General features: G+C 61.9%; 12 protein-coding genes. 4 read left to right on the top strand and 8 right to left on the bottom strand.

Going from position 1 to position 13,480, the window contains the following annotated elements; genetic code table 11:
- Window positions 1–65 precede the first annotated feature (65 nt).
- The 7 genes from pcaD to ACL0K2_RS00645 form a co-directional block, all read right to left on the bottom strand.
- Window positions 66–854 carry a 3-oxoadipate enol-lactonase gene (gene pcaD, locus ACL0K2_RS00675; protein ID WP_413043525.1) on the bottom strand — a complete coding sequence of 263 codons (789 nt, stop codon included), beginning with the start codon at window positions 852–854 and terminating at the stop codon, window positions 66–68.
- Window positions 855–1,168: 314 nt separating this feature from the next.
- Window positions 1,169–2,374 carry a 3-oxoadipyl-CoA thiolase gene (gene pcaF, locus ACL0K2_RS00670; RefSeq protein WP_239609247.1) on the bottom strand — a complete coding sequence of 402 codons (1,206 nt, stop codon included), beginning with the start codon at window positions 2,372–2,374 and terminating at the stop codon, window positions 1,169–1,171.
- Window positions 2,371–3,153 carry a CoA-transferase subunit beta gene (locus ACL0K2_RS00665; RefSeq protein WP_239609245.1) on the bottom strand — a complete coding sequence of 261 codons (783 nt, stop codon included), beginning with the start codon at window positions 3,151–3,153 and terminating at the stop codon, window positions 2,371–2,373. The genes pcaF and ACL0K2_RS00665 overlap by 4 nt, the downstream gene beginning before the upstream one ends.
- Window positions 3,150–4,007, bottom strand: a complete 858-nt coding sequence (locus tag ACL0K2_RS00660; RefSeq protein ID WP_045161876.1) for a CoA transferase subunit A — start codon at window positions 4,005–4,007, stop codon at window positions 3,150–3,152. The genes ACL0K2_RS00665 and ACL0K2_RS00660 overlap by 4 nt, the downstream gene beginning before the upstream one ends.
- A 173-nt stretch (window positions 4,008–4,180) precedes the next feature.
- A complete protein-coding gene (locus ACL0K2_RS00655; protein ID WP_196298654.1) occupies window positions 4,181–4,990 on the bottom strand; it encodes an IclR family transcriptional regulator C-terminal domain-containing protein in 810 nt (269 codons plus the stop codon).
- Window positions 4,991–5,217: 227 nt separating this feature from the next.
- Entirely contained in the window at window positions 5,218–7,149 is a 1,932-nt protein-coding gene (locus ACL0K2_RS00650) for a PAS domain S-box protein (RefSeq protein ID WP_413043524.1), read from the bottom strand.
- Between the two features lie 145 nt (window positions 7,150–7,294).
- Window positions 7,295–8,203, bottom strand: coding sequence for a LysR family transcriptional regulator (locus ACL0K2_RS00645; protein ID WP_045161873.1), 909 nt, complete (start codon window positions 8,201–8,203; stop codon window positions 7,295–7,297).
- Between the two features lie 135 nt (window positions 8,204–8,338).
- On the opposite strand from ACL0K2_RS00645, the gene ACL0K2_RS00640 reads away from it, so the two are divergent.
- The gene (locus tag ACL0K2_RS00640) at window positions 8,339–9,565 is read left to right on the top strand and encodes an SGNH/GDSL hydrolase family protein (protein WP_413044411.1); all 1,227 of its coding nucleotides are present in this window, start codon (window positions 8,339–8,341) and stop codon (window positions 9,563–9,565) included.
- A 75-nt stretch (window positions 9,566–9,640) separates the two neighbouring features.
- Here ACL0K2_RS00640 and ACL0K2_RS00635 read toward each other — a convergent pair whose 3' ends face one another.
- The gene (locus ACL0K2_RS00635) at window positions 9,641–10,540 is read right to left on the bottom strand and encodes a LysR family transcriptional regulator (protein ID WP_045161871.1); all 900 of its coding nucleotides are present in this window, start codon (window positions 10,538–10,540) and stop codon (window positions 9,641–9,643) included.
- Window positions 10,541–10,693: 153 nt separating this feature from the next.
- On the opposite strand from ACL0K2_RS00635, the gene ACL0K2_RS00630 reads away from it, so the two are divergent.
- From ACL0K2_RS00630 to ACL0K2_RS00620, 3 genes are all read left to right on the top strand, one after another.
- The gene (locus ACL0K2_RS00630) at window positions 10,694–11,392 is read left to right on the top strand and encodes a CoA transferase subunit A (protein ID WP_239609236.1); all 699 of its coding nucleotides are present in this window, start codon (window positions 10,694–10,696) and stop codon (window positions 11,390–11,392) included.
- A 24-nt stretch (window positions 11,393–11,416) separates the two neighbouring features.
- Window positions 11,417–12,076: a CoA transferase subunit B gene (locus tag ACL0K2_RS00625; RefSeq protein ID WP_413043523.1), complete on the top strand. Its 660-nt coding sequence runs from the start codon at window positions 11,417–11,419 to the stop codon at window positions 12,074–12,076.
- Window positions 12,077–12,152: 76 nt separating this feature from the next.
- On the top strand, window positions 12,153–13,334 hold the full coding sequence (locus ACL0K2_RS00620; protein ID WP_413043522.1) for an acetyl-CoA C-acetyltransferase: 1,182 nt from the start codon (window positions 12,153–12,155) through the stop codon (window positions 13,332–13,334).
- The last annotated feature ends 146 nt before the right edge of the window (window positions 13,335–13,480 follow it).

Below are 13,480 nucleotides of genomic sequence, written 5' to 3'. Positions count from 1 at the left end.
GGGCGCACACCGCCCCCTCCCCGTTGACCTTTACCGGGCCGCCATGGCCCGGTTTTTCATTTGGATCAACTGCGGAGAAAGGCCAGTACACGCTGGGTGAAGTCGTCACCCGCCTCGACGCAGGACAAGTGCGCCGCCTCCAGTTCCACCAACTCGGCACCAGCGATACGGTCCTGCATGAAGTGTCCATGTTCGGGTGTGGTCACCGGATCCTGGTGGCCGCAGACGATCAGCGTGGGAATCTTGATCGCGCCAAGCTGCTCCCGATAATCGGCGTCGCGCACCGCCGCGCAGTTGGCCGCGTAGCCGGCCGGTGTGGTGTTGGCGATCATCTGGGTGAGACGATGGGTCTGAACCGGCTCGCGTCCGGCGAAGGTCGGCGTGAACCAGCGGGCGATCGAGGCATCACGCATGTCGCGCATGGCCTGTTCGCCGCCTTTCAGTACGGTGTCGATGCGCTCGTTCCACACCTCGTCGGTACCGATCTTCGCGCCGGTGTTGCAGATCACCAGCCGCGTCAGCCGCTCGCCCGCGTTGATCCCAAGCCACTGGCCGATCAGCCCCCCCATGGACAGGCCGCAGAAGGCGAAACGGTCGGTCCCCAGGGCATCTACCAACTCCAGCACGTCACGGCCAAGCTGCTCGATGCTGTATGGCCCCGGCGTAGCGGCTGAACCGCCGTGCCCGCGGGTGTCATAGCGCAATACGCTAAAGTGCTCGCTGAAGGCCGGCACCTGCGCGTCCCACATTTCGAGCGTGGTCCCAAGCGAATTGGACAGTACCAGGACCGGCGCGTCGACCGGGCCATCGAGACGGTAATTCAGTTCGCCATCGGCGAGTTTTACGCTGGGCATTTGAAAGCCCTCCTCGAGTTGAGAGGTAACGATAGCCGCGGAGCGAGACAGGCGCAGTGCCTGCAATCGAAGCATGGTCACGGCGCGGCAAAAGCCCATCGAAGCGGCGCAAGCCATGCTGGGCTAACGCCCACCCTAGGGAATTGGCGTTGCAGCCGTTGTAGGGTGGGCCGGACGACGCTCCGCTTCAGCCCACCATAGAACCGTAGGATGGGTGCAACCCATCAACCTGATGATCGTGCAGTGATCAAGCACAGGCCGGGCACATAGTCGGCCGCCATCCAGGCACGCCTGATGAGTTCCCTGGGGGGCCGTCAGACCCTTTCCAGTGCCAGCGCTAGACCCTGTCCCACGCCGACACACATGGTCGCCAGGCCAAGCTTGCCATCGGTCTTCTCCAGCGCATGCACCGTGGTCAGCACCAGCCGCGCACCGCTCATGCCCAGTGGGTGGCCGAGGGCGATGGCGCCGCCCTGCGGGTTTACCTTGGGGCTATCATCTTCCAGTCCCAAATCGCGGGTGACCGCCAACGCCTGTGCGGCGAAGGCTTCGTTGAGTTCGATCACGTCGAAATCGCTCACGGCTAGATTCAGCCGCTCGCACAGTTTGCGTACCGCCGGTACCGGCCCGTAGCCCATGACCCGCGGCGCCACGCCGGCACTGGCCATGCCGAGTACCTTGGCGCGCGGGGTGAGGCCGTACTTCTGCACCGCCTCGGCGCTGGCGAGAATCAGTGCTGCCGCCCCGTCGTTAACGCCTGAGGCATTGCCCGCCGTGACCGTCTTGTCCGGGCCGTTGACCGGCTTGAGTTTGGCCAGTGCCTCGGCTGTGGTATCCGGGCGGGGGTGCTCGTCGGTATCCACGACGGTGTCACCCTTGCGCCCCTGAATGACAACAGGGACGATCTCTTCAGCGAAAAACCCCGCAGCCTGCGCCCTGCCAGCGCGCTGTTGGCTGCGCAGGGCGAAGGCGTCCTGATCCTCACGGCTGATCTGGTGTTCTTCGGCGACGTTATCAGCGGTCTGCGGCATGGCATCGACGCCGTACATCTCTTTCATCTTCGGGTTGATGAAGCGCCATCCGATGGTGGTGTCCTCGATCTTCTGCGTGCGGCCGAACGCCGTATCAGCCTTGCCCATCACGTAGGGCGCGCGGGTCATGGATTCGACGCCACCGGCAATCGCCAGCTCCATTTCGCCGCAGGCGATGGCACGGAAAGCGCTGCCCACGGCATCCATGCCCGATGCACAGAGGCGGTTCAAGGTCACGCCCGGCACGGTTTCCGGCAACCCGGCCAGCAGCGCGGCCATGCGCGCCACATTGCGGTTATCTTCGCCGGCCTGGTTGGCACTGCCCATGAAGACCTCGTCGACCGCGGCCGGATCGAGCCCGGGATTGCGTTCGAGCAGCGCCTTGATCGGGGTTGCCGCCAAGTCGTCTGCACGTACCGCAGCCAGGGCGCCACCAAAGCGGCCGATGGGTGTACGTACCGCATCGCAGATAAAGACGTCGCGTGTCACTCGTCACCTCCAGATTGTCCGTGGGCGGCGGCGGTGCGGGCTTCCAGGGCACGCAGAGCCTCCAGTTCAGTCTTGGTGGGCGGTGCTGTTTCGCTCAGGGTGTCAGCGAAACGGATGGCCCAGCCGGTGTTCTCGATCACCTGCTCGCGGGTCACGCCCGGGTGCAGCGAGGTCACCACGAATTCGTTGGACCCGGCTTCCGGCTCCATGATGCATAGGTCGGTGATGATGCCCACCGGCCCATCGCCTGGCAGGCCGAGCTGCTTGCGGTGGTCGCCGCCCTCGCCAAAACCGACCGAGGTAATAAACGCCAGCTTGTCGACGAAGGTGCGGTGCGACTGCTTGAGAATGATTAGCACCTGCTTGGCCGACCCCGCAATTTCCGGCGCTCCGCCCGCCCCTGGCAAGCGAACTTTCGGTTGGTGATAGTCACCGATCACCGTGGTGTTGATGTTGCCGTACTTGTCCACCTGCGCAGCACCGAGAAAACCGACATCGATACGCCCGCCCTGCAGCCAGTAACGGAAGATTTCGGCGGTGGGCACCACGGTGTCGGCGGTCTCGGCCAGTTCGCCGTCGCCGATGGACAACGGCAGCACCGAGGGCTTGGCACCGATAGGGCCCGATTCGTAGATCAGCACGACGTCCGGTGCATGGGTCAGGCGCGCCAGATTGGCAGCCTTCGACGGCAGGCCGATACCGACGAAGCAGACGCTGCCATCGCCCAGGCGGCGGGAGGCGGCCACGGTCATCATTTCGTTGGTCGAATAGTCCATCACTTGGCCTCCTGCTGCGCGGCCAGCTTGGCCTGGAATGCTTCAAAGTTCTCGGTGCCGTGAATGAATTCGTCGACCCAGGCGGTGAAGGTCTCGCGGTGGCGAGCGATCGGATCCCACTGCTGATAGAAGCGGTTGTCGCGCTCGTAATAGCCATGCGCGTAGGACGGATGCGCTCCGCCCGGTACCTGGCAAACGGCGCTCAGCGCCCAGGTCGGCAGTACGCATGCGTTCATCGGCGCCTGCAAATCGTCGACGACTTCTTCGACAGTGACGATGCAGCGCTTGGCAGCCAGTGCTGCCTCCTTCTGCACACCGAGAATCCCGGCAATCAGCACGTTACCCTTGCGGTCGGCCTTCTGTGCGTGGATCACCGTGACATCCGGGCGCACGCTAGGCACGGCCGCGAGCTTTTCCCCGGTGAACGGACATTCGATGAACTTGATCATCGGGTTCACGTTTGGCAGGTCGGAACCCAGGTAGGCACGCAGCACGGCAAACGGCAAGCCGGACGCTCCGGCCACATAGGCGTTGGCCAGGTCGGCGTGGCTGTGTTCTTCGATTTCCAGCGGCTGCGGCCAGCCTTTTTCCACCGCGTCACGCAGGCGATGCAATGAGCCGACGCCAGGATTGCCGCCCCAGGAAAACACCAGCTTCTTCGCGCACCCCGCACCTATCAGCAAGTCATAGACCAGATCGGGCGTCATTCGGACCAGGGTCAGGTCCTTCTTGTTCTGACGGATGATCTCGTGCGCGGCAGCGGTGGGAATCAGATGGGTGAAACCTTCAAGGGCAACGGTGTCGCCGTTGCTGACGAAGCGATCGATTGCTTCGTCTAGGGATAGGAGTTCGGCCATGGTCATGTCTCGTATTGATGTCCTAATCACGAACGAATCCGTGTCTGAGGCAAACACTAAACATCGAGCCGGCACAGAACAATCCGATAATCGATTCACCGTTCGATTATCGAACAGAACATCTGATTACCCGAGCACGTTATTCCCCCATTGAATTGTCGGCACGGGCTCGATCAATGGAACAGTCGGGTGCTCAGTTCCTTGCTCGCCTCCAGTAAGACCGGCAGGAAGCGCGTTTCCAGTTCCTGCTTGGTCACCCGGCTGGCATGAGTACCGACATTCAGCGCAGCCAGCACCTGACCGGCGGAATCCTTCAGCGGCACGGCCAGCGAACGCAGGCCGACTTCCAGTTCCTGGTCGATGATCACCCAACCCTGCTGGCGGATTTCCTCGATGGACGCTCGGATGGCCTCCGGCGTGTGTAGCGTGCGGCTGGTCTTGATCTGCAGATTGGCATGTTCCAGATAGTCTTCCAGCGCCGCGTCATCCAGCGCAGCCAGCAGAATCCGTCCCATGGAAGTGCAATAGGCCGGCAGTCGGCTGCCCACGCTGAGATCGACCGAAATCAAGCGTTGCGGCGTGGCCGAGCGTGCCACGTAGAGCACCTCGTCGCCCTCCAGGGTCGCCATGGAACAAGCCTCATGGAGCTGATCGCTGAGGCGGTCGAGGATCGGCTGTGCGGTGACCGCGAGAGGCGTTGAAGACAGATAGGCGTGGCCCAGCGTCAGCACCTTGGGCAGCAGCGAGTAGGTACGTCCATCAGTGGTGGCGTAGCCGAGCTTGATCAGCGTGTGCAGACAACGCCGTACCGCCGCGCGGGGGATCTCGGTACGATGGCTGATCTGGGCAATGGTCAGATGGCGCTTGCGCTCCTGAAACGCGTGAATCACCGCCAGTCCGCGTGCCAATGAGGTCATGAAGTTCGGGTCGCCGGTCAGCGCTTCGATTCGCTTGGCCGGCGACGCAATGATGGCCGGTGCCATCGGAACACTACGAGGACAGGATTCGTCGTTCATGGGCGGACAGCCTTGTCGGAATGCGGTGTTCGATTATCGTCCAGCTGATCGATAATCGCAAAATCCGCTCTAGATCAGCGCTCCGCCATAGCGGGCCGGTTACGGCAGCTGCCAGCTGAAATTGAAGTTGAAGATCAGAGTGCCTTGACGCGCCGCAGAACGAGCCCCGATAGGTCTGGTTCGATGGGATGGCGTCAGATCTGGCTCATCGCCGAAGCGATGCTTTGCGCCAGCATGTCCTGGTTGAATGGTTTGTCGAGTCGGGGAAGACTACCGGCCAGGCCGCTCAGGTTGTCGGCGTAACCGGTGGCGAGAATTATCGGCAGCGCCGGATACCGCTGCCTGATGACTTCGGCCAATTGTGATCCGGTCATCTGAGGCATGGTCTGGTCGGTCAGCACCAGATCGACGGCGTGCTGCGCCAGTACTTCCAGAGCAAACTCCGCTGAACTCGCCTCGTATACATTGCATTCGAGCTCTTCGAGCATCGCGGCGGTCGTCATCAGCACCAGTGGATCGTCATCTACCACCAGAACATTGAGCGCCACCGGCCGCCGTGGCTCAGACACGTCAAGTACGGCTCCTTCAAGCGGCATACCGGCGCTTGCCGCAAGCGGCAGCCACAACTCAGCAGTGGTGCCACGGCCCTTCTTGCTCTCGAGCACCAGCCGGCCACCCGATTGCGCGGCAAGACCGTGGACAATCGAGAGACCCAGCCCCGTACCCTTGCCGACATCCTTGGTGGTGAAGAAAGGCTCCATCGCCTGCGCCAGTGTCGCCTCGTCCATGCCTTCGCCCTCGTCCGTCACAGCCAGGCATAGATAGTTTCCCGACGCTAACGGCCCGTCAGTCGAATCGAGCCTGTGCTCCCGCGCGGAAATCGTAACGGTACCGCCTTCCGGCATCGCGTCCCGGGCGTTGACCGCCAGATTGAGCAGCGCCATTTCTAACTGATTGACATCCGCCAACACCGGTTTGAGCGAGAGAGGGAAACGGGTTTCGATTTGAATTCGCGGACCGAGCGATTGCCGAAGCAGGTCAGCCATACCCTGCACCAAAGCCGGCACCTCAACGGCTTCAAGGTGCAGTTCCTGGCGCCGCGCGAATGCCAACATACGCTGGGACAAGGCGATGCCGCGCTGAGCGCCATGAATGGTGTTATCGAGCAACGGGACGATCGTAGGGTCATCCGCAACCCGTCGACGCACGATTTCCAGCCCGCCCAGAACGGCCATAAGCAGGTTGTTGAAATCGTGGGCGATGCCGCCGGTAAGCCGGCCGAGCGACTCCATCTTCTGTGATTGAAACAGCGCCTCGCGCGCCTTCTCCAGTTCGCGCTGTGCCTCGACGCTTTCGGTGATATCGCGGGTAACCTTGGCGAAGCCAATCAGGGTACCGGTATCGCTGCGGATCGGGTCCACCGCCACGTTGGCCAAAAAGCGCGAGCCGTCCTTGCGCACACGCCAGCCCTGGCTCTCGAACCGCCCCTCCTGCAGCGCGGTTGCAAGGCCGCGCTGGGGGGCGCCGTTTTGTCGGTCCTCCTCAGTGAAGAACACCGAATAGTGCCGACCGATAATCTCCTCGGGCAGGTAGCCCTTGATACGTTGAGCCCCCTGATTCCAGTTGGTCACCACCCCTTCCGGGTCAAGCATGTAGATGGCGTAATCAGTGACGCTCTGAACCAGCAAGCGGAACTGCTGTTCGCTCTGTTTCAGCGACTCCTCAGCCAGCTTGCGCTCGGTCAGGTCCCGGGTGATCTTGGCAAAACCGAGCAAAGTACCGGTAGACGACCAGATCGGATCGACCACCACATGACACCAGAAGCGCGTACCGTCCTTGCGCACGCGCCAGCCTTCCCCTTCAAAGCGCCCTTCGGCCGTAGCGGTATCAAGCGTGCGCTGCGGCATTCCAGCAGCACGATCGTCGTCGGTGTAGAAGCGGGAGAAGTGTTGGCCGAGGATTTCAGCCTCTTCGTACCCCTTGAAGCGCTTCGCACCCGCGTTCCAACTGGCGACTCTGCCATCGGGGTCGAGCATGTAAATGGCGTAATCGGTCACTGCGTCGATCAGCAGACGGTATCGATCCTGCACGTCTATCGGCGCATTCGAAGATCCAACCTTATGCATGAAAAATATCCACAGCCGACTAATTCAGTCGGGATTATGACCAGCCCCATGGAGAAAAGAAAATTACAGGAGGTTCTCTAGGCCACAGGCTGGGTATCGAGAGGATCGTTTGTGCCCTTTCGCTGACGAATCATCCGCCACGCCACTAAACCCGCTCGAAGCCAGGCAGAAGCGGTACGCGCTGCTCAAGAAACTCCAGCAACAGACGCGCCCGCAAGGGCTGATAGCGTCGCTGGGGATAGATCAGAAATGCCTCATGGATTTGCCCTCGCCACTGGGGAAGCATCCGTACCAGCGCGCCCGACTCGATCAGATCACCCACCAGCCAGGCCGGCGCGAAGCCGACCCCGGCACCGAGCAACAGGCTTTCACGAATCGCCAATGAGCTATTCGCCGTATAGCGGCTCTGCGGGGTGATGCGAGCCGTCGCTCCATTTTCGTGCGTCAGCTCCAGCGTTTCGCCCGCCGCCAGCCAGGCGAACCGGAGATAGGGTAGCGCGAGAATATCCTCGGGCCGCTGTATGTCGGCGGCCGTTTCGAGAAGCTCCGGCGCGACCACCAGATACCTCGGTGACGTTGCCACCCGGCGCGCCACTGCATCGAGCGGAAGGTCGCCGCCCAGGCGCAACGCAACATCGATGGATTCCTCGGTTAGATCGACGAAACGGTCATTGAAGCTCAACTCGACATCGATTGCCGGATAGCGCCGCATGAACTCCACCATCAGCGCATTCAGACGGAGCACACCCAGACTGACGGGCACATTGACGCGCAGATGACCTTCCGGCCGCTCAGTCTGCCCCCTTACCTCCGCCACTGCCTCGTTGTATTCGTCGAGCACGCGTCTGGCTCGTTCGTAGAAGCGCTTACCCGCCTCAGTGGGCACAAGGTGGGTGGTAGTGCGATTCAGCAGGCGTGTACCTAGATGCCTTTCAAGCGCCGCCACCGTCTTGCTGACGGTCGGCTGGGTCGTCCCGAGCTCACGCGCCGCCGCTGAAAGACTGCCCAGCTCCACGGCCCGAACGAACTGATGCATTGCGCCTAGCGTGTTCATGGCATTCCATTTTCGAATGATCGGCATGCCATTCTGCGCTCTACCGTAGCCAATCGGAATAACCCAACCTGACCGGACTTATCCCTGTCTCGGAGTCACCCAGTGAAGACACAGACGCTTCTTTCATCCGCTGTAATGTCGCTCGGCCTGCTTTGCATCACCGCGGCAGACGCCAACGCAACCTGGTACAGCACCTGGACCGCCGCGCCGCAGCCGATATGGCGCTCCAGTATCCCTCTGCCGACTGGATTGCCGGCCACACTCGAAAAACAGACCATTCGCCAGATCGTTCGTGTCAGTACGGGCGGCAATCGGGTCCGGGTCGTGCTTTCGAACCGGTACGGCACGGTACCGCTGACCATCGGCGCGGCATCCGTGGCGCTGACAGTAGAGGGTGCCCGCGTAAGTCCCGATTCTGCGCGGGCGCTGACCTTCGCCGGCCACAGCGCAGTGACGCTGCCGCCTGGCGCAAATTGGACCAGTGACCCTGTCGAGCTTGTCGTACCGGCGTTAACCCGACTCTCGATCAGCTTGTACCTGCCGGAACCAACGCCCCCAGCCACGATGCACTGGGATGCCAGACAGACCGCCTACCTCGCTCCGGGCGATCGCGTCCAGGCAACGGATCTGCCATACGACTCGACATTTACGTCTGGGCTGCTGGTCACGGATGTGTTGCTCGAAACCCCGTCCCCAGTTCGTACGATTGCGGTGTTGGGCGACTCCATCACCGATGGCAACGGGGCCAGTCCGGATGCATTCAAGCGGTGGCCGGACTTCCTCGCGGAGCGTGTGGCCAACGACGGCATCGCCGTGCTGAACGCCGGTATCTCCGGGGCACGTCTGCTCGAAGATGGGATGGGTGACAACGCGCTGGCGCGCTTCGAACGCGACGTCCTGAGTAAGCCGCATATCGAAACGGCCGTGGTGTTGCTGGGAATAAACGATATCGCCTGGCCTGGCAGCACCTTCGCGCCGGATGCGCCCGCGCCCAGCTTCGAAGCGTTGATAGCCGGTTATCGGCAGTTGATCACGCAAGCGCATCTTCGCAACGTTCGCATCGTCGCGGGGACGCTGCTGCCATTCGAAGGTGCGCTACCGGACTCCCCCATCCACCACTATTACTCACCGGAGAAAGAGCGTCTGCGTCAGCAGGTCAATGAGTGGATTCGCACCAGTGGCAGTTTCGATGCGGTGCTGGACTTCGATGCCTGGCTACGTGACCCCACTCACCCGACACGGCTTCTCGCGCGGTACGACTCGGGCGACAGGCTTCATCCCGGCGATATCGGCAATCAGGCGATGGCCGAACGAATCGATTTGCAACTGCTGCTCGGCAAATCGCCACGCGACGCTCGATAGCGTGGCCATTGGCGGCCCCGCCTCAGCGTGCTTGCGCAGGCGCCGCAAACCGCGATTTCCGCAGCTTTGATCTCTTCAGCGCAAAAGACCTGGATACCCCTGTTCAGCGCGCAAGGTATCGGCAATGGCCTGGGCCGCCACCGACAGTTCGTGGCCGGGCTTGGTCAGAATACCGACCGGCTTTTCGATCACCGGATCACGTAGCGCCACGCAGCGCGCACCGAGTTCCAGCATTTGCGCACGGCACAGCGCCGGTACGGCACTGACTCCCAGACCGCTGGCGACCATGCGGCCGACCGTGGCCAACTGATGACTCTCGAACTGCACCGGCAGCTGGCGTCCGCGCTGGCGCAGGTGGTCTTCGAGCATGAAGCGCACGGTGGAAGGCCGCTGCAAGGTGATGAAGGGATATCCGAGCAAGGCGTCCCAGGCGATCTCGGGCTGAGACGCGAGCGACGATTCCGCCGGCACGACGGCAACGAATCGATCGGTGTATAGCGACGTGAAGGTCAAAGGTGCGCTCGGCTCAGGCTCGAACGCGATGCCCAGCTCCACCTGACGATCGCGGACCATTTCCATTACCTGTTCGTTGATCACGTCATGCACCGTAACGCTGATCGAGGGGTATTGATCGCTAAAGGTTCGTAGCACCGCTGGCAGCAGGTTACCGGCAAACGAAGGCATCGAGGCCAGCGCCACCCTGCCCTGTTTCAAGGTGAAGCGCTGGCGCAACTCATCCTCGGCGTTGTCCCAGTCGGCCAGTAGCCGTCGCGCTAGAGGCAACAATGCTTCGCCCTCCGGCGTGAGGCTGACGGCCCGCGTGGTTCGGCTGAACAAGCGGCCACCGAGCCCATCCTCCAACGCCTTGATGGTCAGGCTCAGAGCCGATTGCGAGAGATGCAGGCGCTCGCAAGCCTGGGCGAAGCTAAGCGTGTGAGCCACCGATAGAAAGGCGCGTAATTGTTTGACGGTCATGGAAGTGTCCGAGCGAATAGACGTACCAACGCCGTAGATTATTCTGTTTTTCCAATTAATAACGCTTAAAAATCAACTTAACAAATCATATCTCTGCAGGAACACTCGACGGCAACGACTCTCACGTCCTCCAACAACAAGAAGGAATGGTTTATGGCTGGTTTCGACAAGCGCGTGAATTCCTACGCCGAAGCCCTCGACGGTCTACAGGACGGCATGACCGTACTGGCCGGCGGTTTCGGCCTGTGCGGTATTCCAGAAAACCTGATCGCCGAGATCAAGCGCAAAGGCACTCGCGACCTGACAGTGGTCTCCAATAATTGCGGTGTCGATGGTTTCGGCCTCGGCGTGCTGCTGGAAGACCGGCAGATCCGCAAGATGATCGCCTCTTATGTCGGCGAGAACGCCTTGTTCGAAAAGCAGCTGCTCAATGGTGAGCTGGAAGTCGAGCTGACGCCTCAGGGCACGCTCGCCGAGAAGATGCGCGCTGGCGGTGCTGGCATTCCGGCCTTCTATACTGCGACCGGTTACGGCACCCCCATCGCCGAAGGCAAGGATGTGCGCGAGTTCAATGGTCGCCCGCACATCCTCGAACACGCCATCACCGGAGACTTCGCCATCGTCAAGGGCTGGAAGGCCGACCGCTACGGCAACGTCATCTACCGCCACACAGCGCAAAACTTCAATCCGCTGGCCGCCGCCGCCGCGAAGATCACCGTGGTCGAGGTCGAGGAGATCGTCGAGCCCGGCGAGATCGACCCCACCCAGATCCACACGCCTGGCATCTACGTCGATCGCATCATCTGCGGCACCTTCGAAAAGCGCATCGAGAAGCGCACCGTCCGCGCCTGATCAAAAGAATAAGAGGAACAGACCATGGCACTTTCCCGCGAACAAATGGCCCAGCGCGTCGCCCGCGAATTGCAGGACGGCTACTACGTGAACCTTGGCATCGGCATCCCGACCCTGGTGGCCAATTACGTGCCCGAGGGCATGGAAGTGATGCTGCAGTCGGAAAATGGCCTGCTCGGCATGGGCGCCTTTCCGACCGAGGAAGAACTGGACGCCGACATGATCAACGCCGGCAAGCAGACCGTTACGGCGCGCGTCGGGGCCTCCATCTTCAACTCCGCCGAGTCTTTCGCGATGATCCGCGGCGGGCATATCGATCTCACCGTGCTCGGTGCGTTCGAGGTCGACGTACAAGGCAACATCGCCTCCTGGATGATCCCTGGCAAACTGGTCAAAGGTATGGGCGGCGCGATGGATCTGGTCGCCGGTGCCGAGAACATCATCGTGCTGATGACGCACGCTTCGAAGGACGGCGAGTCCAAGTTGCTACCCAAGTGCACCCTGCCGCTGACCGGCGCTGGCTGCATCAAGCGCGTACTGACCGATCTGGCCTATCTTGAGATCGAGAACGGTGCCTTCGTCCTCAAGGAACGCGCACCGGGCGTAAGCGTTGAGGAAATCATCGCAAAGACCGTCGGCGAATTGGTGGTACCGGACCATGTGCCGGAAATGACCTTCGGCTGATCCAGTGCCGATAAAGGCCTCGCGATGAGAAATCATGCGAGGCTTTTCCCGTTTATAAGATGAGAGGAAAACCGCCATGCAAGACGTCGTTATCGTTGCCGCCACCCGTACCGCCATCGGCTCGTTCCAGGGCGCATTGGCCAACATCGCCGCGCCGGATCTGGGCGCGGCCGTGATCAAGCGTCTGCTCGAACAGACCGGACTGAATCCCGCCGACGTCGATGAAGTCATCCTTGGCCAGGTATTGACGGCTGGTTCCGGTCAGAACCCCGCTCGTCAGGCTTCGATCAAAGCCGGCCTGCCTCACGCCGTGCCGTCCTTCACGCTGAACAAGGTTTGCGGTTCCGGCCTCAAGGCGCTGCATCTGGCCACCCAGGCCATCCGTTGCGGCGACGCCGAGGTGATCATCGCTGGCGGCCAGGAGAACATGAGCCTGGCGCCCTACGTCCTGCCGAAAGCCCGCACCGGCTTGCGCATGGGCCATGCTGAGTTGGTCGACTCGATGATCAGCGACGGCCTCTGGGATGCCTTCAACGACTTCCACATGGGCATCACCGCCGAGAACTTGGTCGACAAGTACCAGATCAGCCGCGAAGCCCAGGATGCCTTTGCCGCGTCCTCGCAGCAAAAGGCCGTGGCCGCCATCGAGGCCGGGCGTTTCAAGGACGAAATCACGCCTATCGAGATTCCGCAGCGCAAAGGCGAGCCCCTGCGCTTCGACACCGACGAGCAGCCACGTGCCGGGACCACCGCCGACGCCCTGGCGAAACTCAAACCGGCATTCAAGAAGGATGGCTCGGTCACCGCCGGCAATGCCTCCAGCCTTAACGATGGCGCCGCCGCGGTGCTGCTGATGAGTGCCGACAAAGCCAAGGCGCTCGGCCTGCCAGTGCTGGCGCGAATCAAGGCCTACGCCAACGCTGGCGTCGACCCGGCCATCATGGGCATCGCGCCGGTATCGGCGACCCGTCGCTGCCTGGACAAGGCCGGCTGGTCGTTGGACGAACTGGACCTGATCGAAGCCAACGAAGCCTTCGCCGCCCAGGCGCTGTCGGTGGGCCAGGAGCTGGGCTGGGATGCGAGCAAGGTCAACGTCAATGGCGGCGCGATCGCTCTGGGGCACCCCATCGGTGCATCGGGCTGCCGCGTGTTGGTCACCTTGCTGCACGAGATGATGCGCCGCGACGCCAAGAAGGGCCTCGCCACGCTGTGCATCGGCGGTGGCCAGGGCGTTGCGTTGGCGCTGGAACGGAGCTGAAGCGGCGCGGTTCAGATTCAAGCAGGCCTTCATCCCCGCTGTTCGGTCGCGTAGACGTCCGGGCAGCGGTAGTTACAGCAACTCGCTTCAGCAAGCGCCGCCAGGCTGCCGCGTTACTCCTGCGGCCGGCGATATCCAAAAGAAAA

The sequence above is a fragment of the Pseudomonas sp. YJ42 genome (genome assembly GCF_047225135.1).
Classification (GTDB): domain Bacteria; phylum Pseudomonadota; class Gammaproteobacteria; order Pseudomonadales; family Pseudomonadaceae; genus Stutzerimonas; species Stutzerimonas stutzeri_E.
Note: the sequence above shows the minus strand (reverse complement) of the source record. Positions and strands in the feature narration are given on the sequence as shown.

What these genes read in the sequence shown, in the direction of transcription:
- ACL0K2_RS00640 (WP_413044411.1), top strand. Translation starts at nt 8,339, where the DNA reads ATGTCGCTCGGCCTGCTTTGCATCACCGCGGCAGACGCCAACGCAACC.
- ACL0K2_RS00620 (WP_413043522.1), top strand. Translation starts at nt 12,153, where the DNA reads ATGCAAGACGTCGTTATCGTTGCCGCCACCCGTACCGCCATCGGCTCG.
- ACL0K2_RS00625 (WP_413043523.1), top strand. Translation starts at nt 11,417, where the DNA reads ATGGCACTTTCCCGCGAACAAATGGCCCAGCGCGTCGCCCGCGAATTG.
- ACL0K2_RS00655 (WP_196298654.1), bottom strand. Translation starts at nt 4,990, where the DNA reads ATGGCACCGGCCATCATTGCGTCGCCGGCCAAGCGAATCGAAGCGCTG.
- ACL0K2_RS00645 (WP_045161873.1), bottom strand. Translation starts at nt 8,203, where the DNA reads ATGAACACGCTAGGCGCAATGCATCAGTTCGTTCGGGCCGTGGAGCTG.
- ACL0K2_RS00635 (WP_045161871.1), bottom strand. Translation starts at nt 10,540, where the DNA reads ATGACCGTCAAACAATTACGCGCCTTTCTATCGGTGGCTCACACGCTT.
- pcaD (WP_413043525.1), bottom strand. Translation starts at nt 854, where the DNA reads ATGCCCAGCGTAAAACTCGCCGATGGCGAACTGAATTACCGTCTCGAT.
- ACL0K2_RS00650 (WP_413043524.1), bottom strand. Translation starts at nt 7,149, where the DNA reads ATGCATAAGGTTGGATCTTCGAATGCGCCGATAGACGTGCAGGATCGA.
- ACL0K2_RS00660 (WP_045161876.1), bottom strand. Translation starts at nt 4,007, where the DNA reads ATGGCCGAACTCCTATCCCTAGACGAAGCAATCGATCGCTTCGTCAGC.
- ACL0K2_RS00630 (WP_239609236.1), top strand. Translation starts at nt 10,694, where the DNA reads ATGGCTGGTTTCGACAAGCGCGTGAATTCCTACGCCGAAGCCCTCGAC.